This window comes from Bordetella genomosp. 7 (assembly GCF_002261415.1).
Lineage (GTDB): Bacteria > Pseudomonadota > Gammaproteobacteria > Burkholderiales > Burkholderiaceae_B > Bordetella_A.
Genome location: NZ_NEVI01000020.1, coordinates 1 through 16,052 on the forward strand (window position 1 = coordinate 1; position 16,052 = coordinate 16,052).

The 16,052-nt window shown below is 63.2% G+C and carries 13 protein-coding genes; 4 read left to right on the plus strand and 9 right to left on the minus strand.

Annotated features, from left to right (window positions below):
- Positions 1-248: 248 nt before the first annotated feature.
- Positions 249-1,031 (plus strand): SDR family oxidoreductase, encoded by a 783-nt coding sequence (locus CAL18_RS15995; RefSeq protein ID WP_026641460.1) that lies wholly within the window; start codon positions 249-251, stop codon positions 1,029-1,031.
- Positions 1,028-2,998 (plus strand): FAD-dependent oxidoreductase, encoded by a 1,971-nt coding sequence (locus tag CAL18_RS16000; protein WP_094818307.1) that lies wholly within the window; start codon positions 1,028-1,030, stop codon positions 2,996-2,998. Before CAL18_RS15995 ends, CAL18_RS16000 begins: the two co-directional genes overlap by 4 nt.
- A gap of 25 nt (positions 2,999-3,023) precedes the next feature.
- Here the strand turns inward: CAL18_RS16000 and CAL18_RS16005 are convergent, their stop codons facing one another.
- From CAL18_RS16005 to CAL18_RS16030, 6 genes are all read right to left on the minus strand, one after another.
- A complete protein-coding gene (locus CAL18_RS16005) occupies positions 3,024-3,743 on the minus strand; it encodes an ABC transporter ATP-binding protein (protein WP_026641458.1) in 720 nt (239 codons plus the stop codon).
- A complete protein-coding gene (locus tag CAL18_RS16010) occupies positions 3,733-4,482 on the minus strand; it encodes an ABC transporter ATP-binding protein (protein WP_026641457.1) in 750 nt (249 codons plus the stop codon). The genes CAL18_RS16005 and CAL18_RS16010 overlap by 11 nt, the downstream gene beginning before the upstream one ends.
- A gap of 9 nt (positions 4,483-4,491) precedes the next feature.
- On the minus strand, positions 4,492-5,388 hold the full coding sequence (locus CAL18_RS16015; RefSeq protein ID WP_026641456.1) for a branched-chain amino acid ABC transporter permease: 897 nt from the start codon (positions 5,386-5,388) through the stop codon (positions 4,492-4,494).
- Positions 5,381-6,256, minus strand: a complete 876-nt coding sequence (locus CAL18_RS16020) for a branched-chain amino acid ABC transporter permease (protein WP_026641455.1) — start codon at positions 6,254-6,256, stop codon at positions 5,381-5,383. The genes CAL18_RS16015 and CAL18_RS16020 overlap by 8 nt, the downstream gene beginning before the upstream one ends.
- 12 nt (positions 6,257-6,268) lie before the next feature.
- Complete coding sequence (locus CAL18_RS16025) at positions 6,269-7,438, minus strand: ABC transporter substrate-binding protein (protein WP_026641454.1); 1,170 nt, start codon at positions 7,436-7,438, stop codon at positions 6,269-6,271.
- Between the two features lie 253 nt (positions 7,439-7,691).
- Positions 7,692-8,519 (minus strand): AraC family transcriptional regulator, encoded by an 828-nt coding sequence (locus tag CAL18_RS16030; protein WP_026641453.1) that lies wholly within the window; start codon positions 8,517-8,519, stop codon positions 7,692-7,694.
- 119 nt (positions 8,520-8,638) lie between these two features.
- Here CAL18_RS16030 and CAL18_RS16035 point away from each other — a divergent pair, with 119 nt between their 5' ends.
- Positions 8,639-9,583: an alpha/beta fold hydrolase gene (locus tag CAL18_RS16035; protein ID WP_026641452.1), complete on the plus strand. Its 945-nt coding sequence runs from the start codon at positions 8,639-8,641 to the stop codon at positions 9,581-9,583.
- A gap of 64 nt (positions 9,584-9,647) precedes the next feature.
- On the opposite strand, the gene CAL18_RS16040 is transcribed toward CAL18_RS16035, so the two are convergent.
- Together CAL18_RS16040 and CAL18_RS16045 are read right to left on the minus strand one after the other, a co-directional pair.
- Positions 9,648-10,892, minus strand: coding sequence for an MFS transporter (locus CAL18_RS16040; RefSeq protein ID WP_026641451.1), 1,245 nt, complete (start codon positions 10,890-10,892; stop codon positions 9,648-9,650).
- A gap of 22 nt (positions 10,893-10,914) precedes the next feature.
- Positions 10,915-12,423 (minus strand): FAD-dependent oxidoreductase, encoded by a 1,509-nt coding sequence (locus CAL18_RS16045; protein WP_026641450.1) that lies wholly within the window; start codon positions 12,421-12,423, stop codon positions 10,915-10,917.
- Positions 12,424-12,473: 50 nt separating this feature from the next.
- On the opposite strand from CAL18_RS16045, the gene CAL18_RS16050 reads away from it, so the two are divergent.
- The gene (locus tag CAL18_RS16050) at positions 12,474-12,959 is read left to right on the plus strand and encodes a MarR family winged helix-turn-helix transcriptional regulator (RefSeq protein ID WP_094797410.1); all 486 of its coding nucleotides are present in this window, start codon (positions 12,474-12,476) and stop codon (positions 12,957-12,959) included.
- Positions 12,960-13,022: 63 nt separating this feature from the next.
- On the opposite strand, the gene CAL18_RS16055 is transcribed toward CAL18_RS16050, so the two are convergent.
- Positions 13,023-16,049: an FAD-binding and (Fe-S)-binding domain-containing protein gene (locus CAL18_RS16055; protein WP_094818308.1), complete on the minus strand. Its 3,027-nt coding sequence runs from the start codon at positions 16,047-16,049 to the stop codon at positions 13,023-13,025.
- Between the last annotated feature and the right edge of the window lie 3 nt (positions 16,050-16,052).

The following is a 16,052-nucleotide window of genomic DNA, read 5'->3' on the forward strand; positions in this document are numbered from 1 at the left end:
AACACCGAACGCCCGCATAGCGCGCTGGGATACTTAACGCCGGAGCAGTTTGCTCAGGCGCATCGACAACAACGGTTTTTAACCCTGGACTCTATGTCGGTGCCGTACTAAGTCTGGGGGCAGGTCAGCCTGACCCAAGGGCCCGATCAGCATACCGGGCCTGCGCCGCCGTTGTACGGAACGCGCCATACGGCGACATTGATACACGCAGGCTGCCCCGATGTAATTCCCACTAACAGGAGACAAATATGGATCTGAAACTATCGGGTCAGCGCGTGTTGATAACCGGGGCCTCGCAAGGCATCGGCGCGGGTCTCGCCCACGCCTTCGCGGCCGAAGGCTGTCACCTGGCTCTGGTGGCCCGTTCGGCAGACAAGCTCCAGGCGCTGGCTGACGGCTTGATATCTGACTACGGCGTACAGGTTTCGTTGCTGCCGCTGGACATGACCCTGCCCGGAGCGATCGAGCGGGTGGCGGAATTCGCGGGCGATGTGGACGTACTGGTAAACAACGCGGGCGCGATTCCGGGCGGCGACCTTTGGGATGTGGACGCGCAGGCCTGGCGCAAGGGTTGGGAACTGAAGGTCTTTGGCTATATCGACCTTGTCCGCGCCATCTATCCGCGCATGAAGACGCGAGGCAGAGGCGTCATTCTCAACAACATCGGCAATGGCGGCCAGAACCCCGACTTCAACTACATCGCAGGCTCGACAGGCAACGCCGCTCTGATGGCGTTTACCTGTGCCCTGGGCGGCCGAAGCCTGGAAGACGGTATTCGTGTCATCGGCGTGAATCCCGGGCCGGTGGCGACGGAACGCATTGCCAAAGTGCTAAAGAGTCATGCCGCCCGGCTGCTGGGCGACGAAAACCGATCCAGCGAACTGCTGGCCGCCTATCCGCGTGGGCGCGCCGCTACGGTAGAAGAAGTGGCGGACGTGTTCGTCTATCTGGCCTCGCCGCGCTCTTCGTACACCAGCGGCACCATTGTCACTATCGACGGCGGCATCTCATCTAAACGTTCGGTGGCATGACTGCGTATAGAAATCTCTTCTCGCCGCTGTTGATCGGAGGCGTCGAGATTTCGAATCGCATCGTGCGGACGGCGCATGCGACGCGGCTGGCGCAAGGCTATGTCAACGACGACCTGATCGCTTATCACCTCGAACGAGCCAAGGGCGGAGTCGGACTTTCCATTCTGGAAAGCACGTCGGTTCATCCGTCCTCTACGTTCTCGCTCACTGCAGCGGACGACGGCGCGATCGCACCTATGCGCCGCCTGGTGGACGCCATTGCACCCACCGGCATGAAGCTCTTCACCCAACTGTGGCACGGAGGATATACCGACCCGGCGGCAGATGGAGGCCTGCCCTGGGCGGTAAGCGCGCTGCCCGGTCGCTACTCGGTGGCGCCGCCGGTTCCGATGACCACCGGCCAGATCGGCGAGCTGGTCGAGGCTTACGGAAAGGCAGCGGCCCGCATGCAGGCAGCCGGCCTGAATGGCGTCGAGGTTCTGGCGGGCGCGGGTTATCTGTTTTCACAGTTCTTCTCGCCGGTGCTCAACCAGCGAACAGACGTCTACGGTGGCAGCCTGGAAAACCGCATGCGCGCGTTGCTGGAAACTCTGCGCGCCATACGGAGCGCAACCTCGGCCGAGTTCGCCGTCGGTATCCGCGTCAGCGCAAGTACGGACCCACGCATTCTGTCGACCGAAGATGTCAACGCGATTCTGCTGAGGGTGCAAGACGAAGGCTTGGTCGACTTCGTCGATATCACCCACGGCGACTATTACTTCCATGTGGAACGCTACGCCGGAATGGATCGGCCGGTTGGCTACCAGCTTCCCGCAAGCGACCGCATAAGCCACGGTGTCACTGTGCCGCGCATCATTGTGGGCCGTTACGCCACGCTGGACGATGCGGAACAGGCCATCAGGGAAAGCCACGCCGAAATGATAGGCATGGTGCGCGGCATGATCGCCGACCCGATGCTGATCGAGAAAGCGCGTGCCGGACGCGGCACCGATGTGCGCCCCTGCATCAGCTGCAACCAGGGATGCATCGGCGGTGTATTCACCGGGCGCATGCGCTGCGCCGTGAACCCGGTCGTGGGCGACGAACGGCATCTGGCGGAAAGCCGCCTTGTCGCCGCGGCGGCGCCTCGCAAGGTCGTGGTGGTTGGTGGTGGGGTGGCAGGCATGGAGGCAGCGCGCGTTGCCCGGCTGCTGGGCCATCACGTCACATTGCTGGAAGCCGGCGCCACGCTGGGAGGCCTGCTCAACTATGCCAAGCAGCTGCCCAAGCTGCACCTGATAGGCGACATCGCCCTTTGGCTGGAGAACGAAATCTACCGGCTGGGCGTAGAAGTGCGCATGGCAACCTATGCCGAGGCAGAAGACGTCTTGGCCGAGCACCCTGACGTGGTCATTGTTGCAACCGGGTCCATGCCGACGGACGCCACCGCTTTTCGCCAGACGGCCGACCCGGCCGCCAGCCTGGCCATTGCGCCTGATGCAAACGTGCTGACGTCATGCGAGCTATGCATGAAAACGCAAGGCCAGTATGGAACGACCGCTTTGGTCTTTGACGATATCGGCCATTATGAGGCCATTGGCTGCTGCGAAGCCTTGATCGAGTCTGGCGCCGCGGTAACCTACGTCACCCGCCATTCGATGTTCGCGCCCGCAGTAGAAGGAACAGGACGCACACAGGCCGCGCTGCAACGGTTTTACAAAGCAGGCGACTTCCGCATCTTGACGCAGTCCGCTCTCGTTTCCATTGACCACGGATCGGCGCGAGTTCGGCCGCTATATGGCGAGCAAGCTACTGTCGTAAGTGCCGACACCGTGGTATTGGTTGGGTACCGGCAATCATTGAACGATGTCTGGAGTACGCTGCGAGGTCGGGTTCCACAGCTGCACATCGTCGGCGATGCCCTTTCAACGCGTGACGTGCAGGCGGCGATTCGCGAAGGGCATCTGGCGGCCCGGGCCATCACGTAATCTGCGGCGGCCGCGGGGCCGCCGATCAAAGACCCAAGTATGCCTTTTTGATGTCCGGGTCGTTAAGAAACACGGACGCCGGACCATGCTTGACGACCTTGCCCGATTCCAGCACATAGCTGTAGTCGCTGACTCGTAATGCGACTTCCGCGTTCTGCTCTACCAGCAGCACTGTCACGCCCTGCCGATTGATATCGCGCACCACCTTGCTGATGACGTTGACGAAGGCAGGCGCCAGCCCGATAGTAGGTTCATCCAGCAACAGCATACTTGGCGAGCTCATGAGGGCGCGCGCCACTGCCACCATTTGCTGCTGCCCTCCGGAAAGCGAATTTGCCGGACTGGACAGCTTTGCCTCCAGGTCTGGAAAGTAATGCAGGCACGTCGCGAGCAGATCGGATCGTTTCTGCACACTATCGATCAGGTACGCTCCCATCTCCAGGTTTTCGCGCACCGTCATGCTGCCGAACAGGCGCCTGCCTTCCGGTACCAGCGCCACGCCATGACCAAGGATAATGTTGGGCTCGCAATTGACGAACGACTTGCCTCCATAGGCGATGTCACCTTTGGAAGTTTTCACCAGGCCGGTAATTGCTTTGATCAAAGTGGATTTTCCGGCGCCATTGGCCCCGATCAGGCTCACGATGGTCCCGCCTTTCACCTCCAGGCTCACATCCATGATGGCGGGTACGGTTCCGTAACTGACTGACAGGTTCCGCACCATCAGAGAATTTTCAGAGGTCATGCGCTTCCCCCAGATATGCCCGAAGCACGGTTTCACTCGCCTTTACCTCATCCGGCGTACCGCTGCAGATTATCTCTCCGTGATGCAGTACGTAAATTCGATCGCAGATGTTCATCACGGCGCGCATATTGTGTTCAACCAGCAAGATCGACATATCGTGCTCTGCCCTGAGCCGTCTGAATACGCCCAGTGTATCGGCCACTTCTGTCTGGTTCAGGCCGGTCAGGGGCTCATCCAGGCAAAGCAGCGAAGGGCCGGCCGCGAACGCCATGGCCATGCTGACCAGCCGCTGCAACCCATGCGGCAGGTTCCTGGCGATCTCGCGTTCATACCCCGCCAGGCCGAACAGTTCGATGGCCTGCGAGATCACCCGATCTTGATCGCCGGACGACACCCGACCTACGCGCTTGCCTCCCAGGCATCCGATCAGCACGTTATCGCGCACCGACATCGAAGGCAGATAGCTGCCATGCTGGAACGTGCGCACCAAGCCTTGCTTGCTGATGCGCTCGGGTTTGGCGTTAGTCATTCTTGCGCCGTTGATCTCAAGGCGTCCCGATGTCGGCCTCAGGAACCCGGACAGCAGGTTGAACGTGGTGCTCTTTCCGGCACCGTTGGGGCCGATGAGACCTACGATTTCACCTTGCCTGATCTCGATATCGACCTTGGAAACTGCCAGCAGCCCCTTGAACTGCTTGGATAGGTTCTTGCCTGAAAGTAGCGTTGATCCCGTCTGCATGGTGTCCTCTCAGCGGCTCTTGAACAGGCCCATCAGGCCCTTGGGCAGGAACAACACCGAGACAATGATGGCCAGGCCATAGAGTATGTGCTCATTGCCGCCCAACGTCTGCGCGTAGCTGGCGATGCCCACGAGCAATACGGCCCCGATGACTGGCCCCAGCGGGCTGTCTTCGCCACCCACTTTCAGGTATGCCAATGCAAATGTTGAGAGCATGAAGCCAAAGTCCAACGGGCTGATTACATTGTTGGCATAGGCATGTACAGACCCAGCCAGTCCAGCCACCGCCGAAGCCACCGCGAAGCACAGGACCTTGGTCATGAACACCGGAATACCAACGCTGCGCACCACGTTTTCGTTATCGCGGATGGCGATGAACACCTTGCCCAGGTTGGAACGCTCGACGAACCACATCGCCGTGATCAACCCGAAACTTAGTATTGTCACAAAGTACTGGTAATAGGCGTCGAGCCATTCTGGCGGAAATATGCCTACCAGGCCGGAGTTGCCGCCCAGTACGTCGGTGCGGCTGTACAAAATGCGCATCGCCTCTGTAAACGCAAAGCCGATAAGCAGGAAGTACGGCCCCTTTACCCTGAGCGTAATGCATCCGAACACCACACTGACCAGCAGTGCCAGGATCGTGCTGGCAGCCAGCGTCAGCAAGAATGGCCATTCCAGATAGTTCACGATATAGCCGGTGCAATATGCACCGATACCGAAGAACGCAGCAGTGGCGAAGTTCAGTTCGCCTATCAGCAACACAAACCGCAGGCTGGCCGCCATGACGGCGGCGATGCTCATCCATACGACCAGGTTTCCGGTGTAGCCGCCGCCAAACGCGATGCAGCCCACCAGTACCGCGGCAATGAGCAAGATAAGTGGAAGGTCGGTTCTTTTAGTCATTGCCGAAGAAGCCCTTGGGTTTGATCAGCAGCACCAGCATCACGATCACAAAAATAGTCAGGTTTGCGGCCGACGGATCAAAGTAAAAGCCGACAAAGGTCTCCAGGATGGCGATCAGCAAACTGCCGAGTATGGCGCCGACGATGCTGCCCATGCCCCCCACCACCACGGCGATGAAACCCTTGACCAAGTATGAATCGCCCAATGTGGGAGTCACCGCCGCAACGGGTGCGATCAGCATGCCCGCAATCGCCGCCACGCCGGTTGCAATCAGGAATCCATGCAGTGCTATTTTTCGGTAGGCAATGCCCTGCAGCATCGCTGCTTCGTGGTCGATCGCCACGGCTCGCAGCGCCTTGCCGAAACGCGTGCTCTTGAGCAGGGCGATGATGACCCCCGTGAGCACCGCAGCAAAAACAAACAGGATCAACCGTTGCTTTGAAACGGAAATGCCTGCGACATCGAGATTGCCTTCCACGAGAGATGGAACCGGCCGGACTGCGCCGCCGAAGACCTCGAGCATGAGCCCCTCAAAAAGCAGCACCAGCCCCGCCGACAGGATGAAGGAGCCGATCATGTCGCGCTCCAACCGCTTGAATCCGAATTGATATAGCACCAGTCCGAACAGCAGGCACGCGGCCAGCCCGCCCATACCGGCCAGCGCATACACCAAGTAGGGGTTGCCGATGCGCGGAGCCAGCCAGGACAGCCCCAGCGACAGCATCAAGGCTGCAAACGTAAAGAACTGACCGTGCGCAAAGTTCACGACCTTCAGTACGCCGAAGATGATCGTCAGCCCTAGTGAGAAAAGGATGTACACCGAGCTGATCTGCAGCGCCGTGAACAGCAGCTGGAGGTTGTCCTGCATGTGCATGGCTCCTTATTTCTGCACGCGCCCAACTTCCTTCAGCGTCGTCCCGGCGATTTGGGTAATGATGACGGGCAGTTGCATCTGCTGGTCGCTACCGTATACATCCTTTCCGCCGAAACCGACCTCGCCGAAGAACGACTGGAACTTGACCTCCGGCATCACTTTGGCCACCTGCTCCGGGTCAACGCTCTGCGCCTTTTCCATTGCGGCTTTCAGTGCCCATACGGCGTCGTACATTCCGATCTGCACCGAGTTGATGTCTTCCCCCGTTACTTTCCGCACCCCGTTGTTCAGCTCTTTCTGGTGCGGATTCATGCTGGAAACCGCAACCGCGGCTCCAAGGTAGGTGCCATCAACGGCGTTCTTGCCAGTGGCCAGCAGGCCGTCGGCCCCCGTGCCGACTTCCACGACCTTGATGCCGTTCCATCCCAAAGCGTTCAACTCTCGGAACACCAGCCCTGCGTCGGCGGGCGGAGTGGATGCCAGATCAACCACATCGGGTTTGAGCGAGTTCAGCTTCGCCGCAATCGGCTGGAACTCGCTGGTGCCGCGTTCATACCAGTCGCTGACCAGCACCTTCACGCCATGGCGCTCCCATGCGGCGCGCGCCACCTTCTCGGTTTCCTGGCCTGTGGCGTCGTTGGGATTGAGCAATGCCACCGTCTTGATCTCTGGATGCAGCTTCTTCACATGAGCGATCATCGGGTCGGATATCTCGTTGACCGAATTCATCTGCGAGAAGGTCAATGGGAACTTGGGCCCCTTGATCGAGTTTCCCCAGGCGGCAGTGAACAGCAGCACACCCCTGCGTTCAGTCAGTGACTGCAGCGCCCGCACGGGCGCCACGCCGATACTGCCTGCGACATACTTCACGCCATCGCGTGCGACCAACGCCTGCGCGACCTTGGCTCCTTCCGCCGCGTTGTACTTGTTGTCGTAGCCTACACATTCGAAGTTATAGGTGGCGTCCTTTACCTTGACTCCGCCGGCAGCCTTGATTTCTTCGGCCGCCTTGGTGCACAGCCACTCAGACCCTTTCCCCCAATTGGCGCCCGCGCCAGACAATGGGATGGACATGCCCAGCTTGATGGTTTCCGCGTGGGCAAAAGCGGACGCGGCGAACAAAGCAATCGCGAAGCCGGCCTTGATCGACATCGCCTTTTTAATTGGTGCTTTCATAGTCTCCTCCGGTAGGGTTCGTATGGCGCACGCGCCAGACCCGTACGAATTAGAGTCTTCGCCACAGAAGCGGGTCAAATTAGATTTTGCGCTCGTTCCGTACCCTGGAATCGTTGCCGGCGCGGCTGATATGCCGAATTCGCGACGAACATCCTACCGGGAGCGACGTGGATGGCCCGCGATAGACGACATCCTTGGACGGCGCGCAACGCGCGCCGAATACGCCAGTAGAAGCCCGATTCCAGTCGACGAACTAGTTGGCCCGCGCCTCGGCCTTCCATTCCCGAGGCGACCTGCCCGAATGCGCCTTGAATGCGCGCGATAGCGCGGCTTCGCTGCCGTAACCCACCTCGGCCGCGATGATCTTCAACGGGCGTCCGCGCTGAAGCGCCTTTTGCGCAAGCCGGACGCGCCAGCTTTGCAGGTACTGCCCGGGCGTGATGCCCACGGTGTCGCGAAAGGTGGTGGCAAACACGCTGCGCGACATGCCGGCCGCCTCGGCCAGCGAATCCAGCGTCCATTCCTTGGCGGGCGCTTCGTGCATGGCCACCAGGGCATTGCGCAGGCGCGCATGTGCCAGGCCCGACAGCAGGCCGCCGCGCACTTTGCCGGTTTCCATCAACTGGCGCAGCACCTGAATCATCACGACTTCGAACAGACGCTCGACCAGCGCGACGCGCCCGCACCGCTGTTCCTGCGCCTCGTCGAACAGCACCGCCAGCACGGGCGCTGCGCCATCGATCTCTTCAAGCGGCAGGCACACCAGGTCCGGCAAGGCTGCGGCGATGGGGTTGTAGGCGCCCCCCTCGAACGACAGCGTGGCGCCCACCATGTCGGCGCCGGGTTCGGGCGCGACGACGAAGCTCGGGTTGGGCAACCTTGAAATAAGCAAGAGGCTGGGCCGCTCGACGCACAAGGCCTGCTGGCCATATCGAAAATCCACCCGGCCGCTGCGCACCAGATGCAGTTGGCCGTGAAGGTCGTTGCTGCGCGCAGCGATGAAGCCGGGGGCGGCGCCTGCTCCGTACACCTTTGCGCTTACGGGGAAATGCGCCATCAGCGCAGCGAGTCGGTCGGCCATATCGTACTCGTGATCAAGTTTTCAGAACTTTACATCACCAATGGTGTTGCCGGGGCCTGCAGAATACGCCTTACCCAAGCAGCAAACACCACATCAACCCCTTTACAGGAATCAACGCCATGAATGCTACCACCCGCAACCTTGTCGCCGGCGTGCTCGCCGCCACCTTGCAATCGGGCGTCGCCGCGCAAGCCGCGACCCCGGCCGAAGCCGCGGCGCAAGCCACCGTGCAAGGCAACTACGTCGTCACCGCCGACGGCGTGCGCCTTTACTACAAAGACTGGGGCCCCAAAGACGGCCCGGTCGTCACGCTGAGCCATGGATGGCCGCTCAGCTCCGATAGCTGGGAATCTCAGATGATCTTCCTGGCCGAGCAGGGCTACCGCGTGGTCGCGCATGACCGCCGCGGCCATGGCCGATCGAGCCAACCCTGGGACGGCAACGATATGGACCATTACGCCGACGATCTGGCCGCCGTGATCCAGGCACTGAACCTGAACAACATCACCGCCGTGGGCTTCTCGACCGGCGGCGGCGAGGTCGCCCGCTATATCGGACGCCACGGCACAGACCGCGTCAAGAAGGCGGTGCTGGTCAGCGCCGTGCCGCCGTTGATGGTGAAGACGCCCGACAACCCCGGCGGCGTGCCGATTGAAGTGTTCGACGGGCTGCGCAAAGCGTCGCTGGATAACCGCTCGCAGCTGTACCTGGACGTGGCGTCGGGCCCGTTCTATGGCTTCAATCGCCCCGGAGCGAAGGTCTCGCAAGGGCTGATCAACAGCTGGTGGTCGCAAGGCATGCAGGCCGGCCACAAGAACACCTACGATTCCATCGCGGCGTTCTCGGCCACTGACTTCCGCGCGGACCTGAAGAAGTTCGACGTGCCTACGCTGGTGATCCATGGCGACGACGACCAGATCGTACCGCTGGACATCTCGGGCAAAGCGTCAGCCGCGCTGGTCAAGGGCGCGAAGCTGATCGTGTACCCGGGCGCACCGCACGGCCTGACCGACACGCACAAAGACCGCTTCAACCAGGACCTGCTGGACTTCTTGAAACAGTGAGCGTCGGGCGCGGCATGCCGGCTGCGGGGCAAGCCCCTGCAGCCGGCCCGTACCAACCCGATAGTCAGGCCCGCATATCTTGCCTGGCGGCGCGGGCAGCGGGAAGCCCCGCGAAAGCAGCCGCCGCGCCTGCCACCGCCACGCCCACCGCAAGGCCTATCCACGCGCCATGCAGCGCATGGCTCAACAGAAGCCCGCCTACAACGGGCGAAGCAACATCGGCGACGGCGATCAGGGCTTGTGCCGCGCCCAGCATCGCCCCCTGGCGCGGCAGCGGCGTTCGCACGGACAGGGCGGCCAGGTAGGTAGGTTTGGCGATGGCGTCTCCGATACTGACGCACAGCACCGCGAAAACGAGCACGGGTATGGTGCCGGCCAGCCCCAAAACCACGAAACCGGTGCCGAGCAAGGTAAATATCAGGACGATCAGGCTCCTGTCGCTGAACCTTGCTCCCAGCCAGCCCAGCAGTGAGAACTGCACCAGCACATTGACCGCCCCATCGGCCATCATCAAATAGCTCAGTTGTTTCGGCCCGAAAGCATGGCCGTTCCACACAAACGTATCGGCCAGAAAAACCGGCACCTGCGAGGTGTACATGCCGAAGGCAAAGAAATGGCACATCATCACCGCGAGCAGAATGCGGATGGCCGGCGCCCGCAGGACCGACGCAATCGAGCCGCCGGCTCGATGGGCCTGGCCAGGCTCTGCCGGCGCGGCGTGCCCGTCGTCCAGCCCGTACGTCGCCGCGCACAGCGCCAATAGCGTCAGCAAGAGAGCTGCATATATAGGCGCGGTCAGCGACACATCGGAAAGCAGGCCGGACAGGCCCGCACCGACAATGCCCCCCAGCCCGACGCTGCCTGTCAGTATGCCGATAGCCTGGCGCCGATGGTCGGGATGGGACCGCTCCGCAACATAGGCCGCCGCTGCCGAAAGGTTTCCCGCGGCGGTGCCGAATAGCGCGCGAGCCAGTAGTACACACAGCAGCCCCGGGGCGGCCGCCAGCAACAGCAGACTTGCCGCCGCGACAACCTGGGTGGCCAGCAGGACACGCTTGCGGCCATAACGGTCGGACAGTTGGCCGATAAGCGGCGCGAAGACGAACTGGCTTAGCGCTTCAATGGCAAAGACTACGCCGAGTATCAGCGCAGAGCCGCCCATTTCCCTGACATAGAACGGCAGTACCGGCAGCACCGCGGCCATGCCGGCCCCGTACATGCAGACGATAAAGCCCACGATGGCAACAGTGCGCCACGGGATGGCCTTGTGGCCCGGGCGGTGCTCGCCCGCCTGCATGCATGCGGTCATGTTCGGTACTCTGGCGTGCGCCTTAGTCTGCGCGGGCAGCGGACGCCGGCATGGCCATGCGGCGCAGGTAAGCGTCGAGCTCGGCAAGGCGGCCGGCATGGGCGATGGCCGCCACGTAGCCGTCAGGCCGCACCAGCACACAATCGCCGGGCGCCAGGCCGTATGCGTCCTGGACATGGCCCCATGCGTCGACCGTGTCGCCGTCAGGGCCGACATGGCGCACGCGCAGCCCTGCGCGGGTAGCAAATGCGCCGAGCCGCGCCTGGTAAGCCAGCAGCGTCCAGTGCGTGCCCTGGAACAGTTGGAACAAGCGCGTCGGCTGGCCCGATGCGCCGCGTACAGGCGCATCCGGCGCGCGGTCGCCTGCGCGCAGGCCGTGGATGCGCGCAGGCAGTTCCAGGGCAAGCGCGGAATCGCGGTAGCCAATATCCAACTGGCGCACCTCGCGGCCGCGCCGCATGTCGCCGTGTTGCTGGGCCTGTAGCAATCGAGTGGACAGGCCCAGCATGGATTCGGCTACCGGACGCCGCTCGGCCTCGTAGGTATCGAGCAACGCCTGATCCGCTCCTTTCAATACTGCCGCGAGCTTCCAGCCCAGGTTGTAGGCGTCTTGCACACTGGTGTTCAGGCCCTGGCCACCCGTGGGAGGATGCACATGCGCGGCGTCGCCCGCCAGAAACACCCTGCCCACGCGATACTGGCCCGCAAGCCGCGCGCTCATTTGATAATCGGACGCCCACGATACGGACTGAACCTTGATGTCATCGCGCCCGCTGCGCTCGGCCACGAGAGCGGCCAGCCCGTGGCCAGTAAGATCCACCGGCGCATCCGAGGCGACGGCGGCCTGAACCTGGAAAAGCCCTGTGCCCGCCAGCGGGCAGATGGCCATCATGCGATGCCTGTCGCCCATGTTGAACTGGTGCCAGGCGTCGCGGCCCAGGCCCGACAGGATCACGTCGGCCACGATGGCGCGCGCTCCCAGCGACCTGCCCGCGAAGGGCACGCCCAGTGCGCCGCGCACGTAGCTGTGGCCGCCATCCGCGCCGATCAGGTAGCGGACCCGGATGGTCGTGCCGCCCCCGGCGCTGTGCACGCGCGCCGTGACGCCGTTGGCGTCCTGATCGAACCCGGTCAGCTCTGTGCCCCATTCGACCTGGTGCCCTAGTTCGGCCAGCCGGTCGCGCATGACGCGTTCCGTGAGAAACTGCGGCACCATCAGCGCAGACGGGTGCGGTTCGGCCGCCGTAGGTTCGACGCGTTCGGCGATATCGGCGTCGAACCAGCTGCCGTCGTCGCGGTACGTGCGCACGGGCGGATAAATGCCGCCCGCCGCGAACAGGGCGTCGAGTATGCCCAGGTCTTCGAATATTTCCTGTGTTCGCGGTTGTATTCCCTTGCCGCGCGAGCCGGGAAAAGGCGTGGCGCTTTTTTCGATCAGCCGGAAGGGTATGCCCCTTCGGGCGAATTCCAGGGCCAGCGTCAAGCCCGTGGCGCCGGCGCCGCAGACCAGTATGTCGGGGGACGAATGCATGGTCGTCTCGTGGTAGATGTGTGTATTATGCACACGATAGGAGCAATACTATGGCATCGCGAAAAAATGTGCAAGATACACATATATCGGCGCAGATGAAGGCGCTGCATGGGGCGCTTATCAGCATCGCAAGCACGCTGAACCGGCCCCAGAATGACGAGAACATGATCCAGAAGGCCGGCATCCGGCTGGATCGCGCCCTGTTCTCGGTGCTGGTCAGCATCGAGCGGCTTGGGCCGGTAGGTATCGTGGAGCTGGCCGATCGTACCGGGCGCGACTACACCACGATCAGCCGCCAGGTGGCCAAACTGGAAAGCCTGGGGCTGGCACGGCGCCACGAAAACGCGCAAGACCGCCGCATCCGCGAGGCGTTGGTCACACCCGAGGGCAAGGCGATGACGGATCGCATCGACGCCGCACGAGAACGCATGGCCCGGACGATATTCAAAGACTGGACCGCTGACGAAATCGGCAGCTTCGTCGCTCAGTTGCGCCGCTTCGCGGACGCCCTGGAAAAAGAAGCGCAGCGCTCATGATCAAACGGGTTGCGACGCGCCGTGCGCCCGACGTGTTGCGCCGTGCGCCCAAGACACCAGGCGTCAGGCGGCCAACGCCCTGAGCAGGACGCGCGCCACATGCTCGGCTTTCATGCGCGCGTCCGCCCGGGTGCCGTCGGCAATCTGGTGCCGGCAACTGGTGCCGTCGGCCACCAGCAGCGTATCGGCCCCGGCGTTGCGCACCGCGGGCAACAGCGACAGTTCGGCCATTTTCATGGACGTGTCGTAATGCGAAGCCTCGTAGCCGAAGCTGCCCGCCATGCCGCAGCAACTGGATTCGATCAGCTCCACTTTCAGTTCAGGAATCAACCCCAGTATTTGCTGCACCGGCCTGACCGCGTCGAAGGCCTTCTGGTGGCAGTGCCCGTGCAGCAGCGCCCGCTTTTGCGGCAACGGTTTCAGCTTCAGGTTCAAGCGCCCCGCTTTCAGCTCGGTGGATAGAAACTCTTCGAACAGGTAGGCATGCCGCGACAACGCCTGGGCATCGTCGCCCAGGCCCATGACCAGGAACTCGTCGCGCAGGGTCAACAGGCACGACGGTTCCAGGCCCACGATCGGCACGCCGCGTTCGACAAAGGGTTGCAGGGCATTGACCACGCGGCGGGCTTCGGCCCTGGCCTGGTCGACCATGCCCGCCGCCAGATACGTGCGGCCGCAGCACAGGGGCCTCCGCGGTTCGGCATCGCCGGGCGCGGGCGCGGCGACGTGCACACGGTAGCCGGCCGCCTGCAGCACTTGCTGCGCGGCACGAGCATTGTCCGCCTCGAAGTAATTGTTGAAGGTGTCCGCGAACAGCACCACGTCTGCCGTGTTCGAGTCGGCGGACTTGGCGTGGCGGGTGAAGACATCGCTGCTCCATTGCGGCAGCGTGCGCTGCGCGGAAAAGCCCAGCAGCCGTTCGGACAACCGCGCCAGCCCGGGCAGCGCGTCGCGCAGGTTCAGCAAGAACGGCACGCGGCTGGCCCAGGGCGCCCAGCGCGGCAGCGTAGCGACCATCTTGTCTTTTAGCGCCAGCCCGCGCTTCTGCCGCCATTGGTTCAGGAACTCGATTTTCATGCGGGCCATGTCGATGCCGGTGGGGCAGTCGCGCTTGCAGCCTTTGCAACTGACGCACAGGTCCATGGTGGCGCGCATTTCGTCGGACACCAGCGCATCGGGGCCCAGCTGCCCCGACAGGGCCAGCCGCAGGGTATTGGCGCGCCCGCGCGTCAGGTGCTGTTCATCGCGCGTGACACGGTAGCTGGGGCACATGGTGCCCGCATCGAACTTGCGGCAATGGCCATTGTTGTTGCACATTTCCACGGCCTTGCCCAGCCCATGGGCAGGGTCTCCGCCAGTGCCGGGCGCGGTCAGCGTCTCGGTGGCGGGGTCGCTGTTCACGTTCCAGGCCGACCAGTCCAGCGCGGGCTTCAGCGCAATGACCTGGTATTCGGGCTTGAAGCGGAACAGCGTGCGATCGTCCATGCGTGTGCTGCGCACGATCTTGCCCGGGTTCATCAGGCGGTCGGGGTCGAAGGCGTCTTTGATTTCTTCGAAGGCGCGCGTCAGCCGGGGGCCGAACTGCCACGCCACCCACTCGCTGCGCACCAGCCCGTCGCCGTGCTCGCCGGAAAACGCGCCCTTGTAGCGCCGCACCAGCGCCCCGGCCTCTTCGGCGATGGCGCGCATCCGGGCCGCGCCGTCGCGGCGCATATCCAGGATGGGCCGGACGTGCAGCGTACCCACCGATGCATGCGCATACCACGTGCCCTTCGTGCCGTGCTTGGCGAACACCTCGGTCAGCTGGCTGGTGTATTCGGCCAGGTGCTCCAGGGGCACCGCACAGTCTTCGATGAACGACACAGGCTTGCCGTCGCCGCGCATGCTCATCATGATGTTCAGGCCGGCCTTGCGCACGTCCCACAACGCCTTTTGCGCGGCCGCGTCGGGCATTTCGACCACCGACCCCGGCAGGCCCAGGTCGCCCATCAGTTCCACCAGCCTGGCCAGGCTGGCCAGCTGGTCTGCATGCGACTGGCCCGCGAACTCCACCAGCAGGATGGCCTCGGGTTCGCCGATGAGCGCCTTGTCGATCACCGGGCGGAAGGCCGGGTTGCCGCGCGCCAGGTCTATCATCGTGCGATCCACCAGTTCGACCGCACAGGGCCCCAGCCCCACGATATGGCGGGTCATGTCCATGGCCTGGTAGAACGTGGGAAAGTTCACCACGCCTAGTGCCTTGGCAGCGGGCAGCGGCGACAGCTTCAGGGTGATGCCGCGCGTGTAGGCCAGCGTGCCTTCGCTGCCCACCAGCATGTGCGCCAGGTTGACCTGCCCGTCGGCCGTATAGGGGCGCGGGCTTTGCGGGTGAAAGATGTCCAGGTTGTAGCCGCCCACCCGGCGCAGCACGGCGGGCACCTTGCCCGCGATTTCGTCGCGCTCGCGCGCGGCAATGTCGGCCAGCCGGTCCATGATGGCGCGCACGCGCGGCGGCGCGTTGCCCATGCGGCTGGTGTCGGTGAACGTGGCCGCCGTGCCATCGAGCAGCAAGGCATCGATGGCCAGCACGTTGTGCACCATGTTGCCATAGGCGATGGATCGCGACCCGCAGGAATTATTGCCCGCCATGCCGCCCAGCGTGCACTGCGCCGATGTGCTCACATCCACCGGGAACCACACGCCATGGGGCTTGAGCCAGGCGTTCAGGTGATCCAGCACGATGCCGGGCTCCACCGTGACGGTCATGGCTTCCAGGTTGAAATCAAGGACGCGGTTCAAGTACTTGCTGTTGTCGATGACCAGCGCCGCGCCCACCGTCTGCCCGCACTGCGATGTGCCCGCGCCGCGAGCGAGCACCGGCACGCCCATTTCGCGACACAGCCCCAGCGCCGCGGCGACATCATCGGCCGACCGCGGCACCAGCACGCCCACCGGATCCACCTGGTAGATGGATGCATCGGTGGCATAGCGCCCCCTGGCGCCCCGCTCGAACAGCACTTCGCCCTGTGTGGCGCCCTGCAATCGCGCGGCCAGTTCCAGGTGCAAGGGGTTCAGTTCGGCATGCAGGGGCGGGGGCAGGGGCGCGTTCATAAG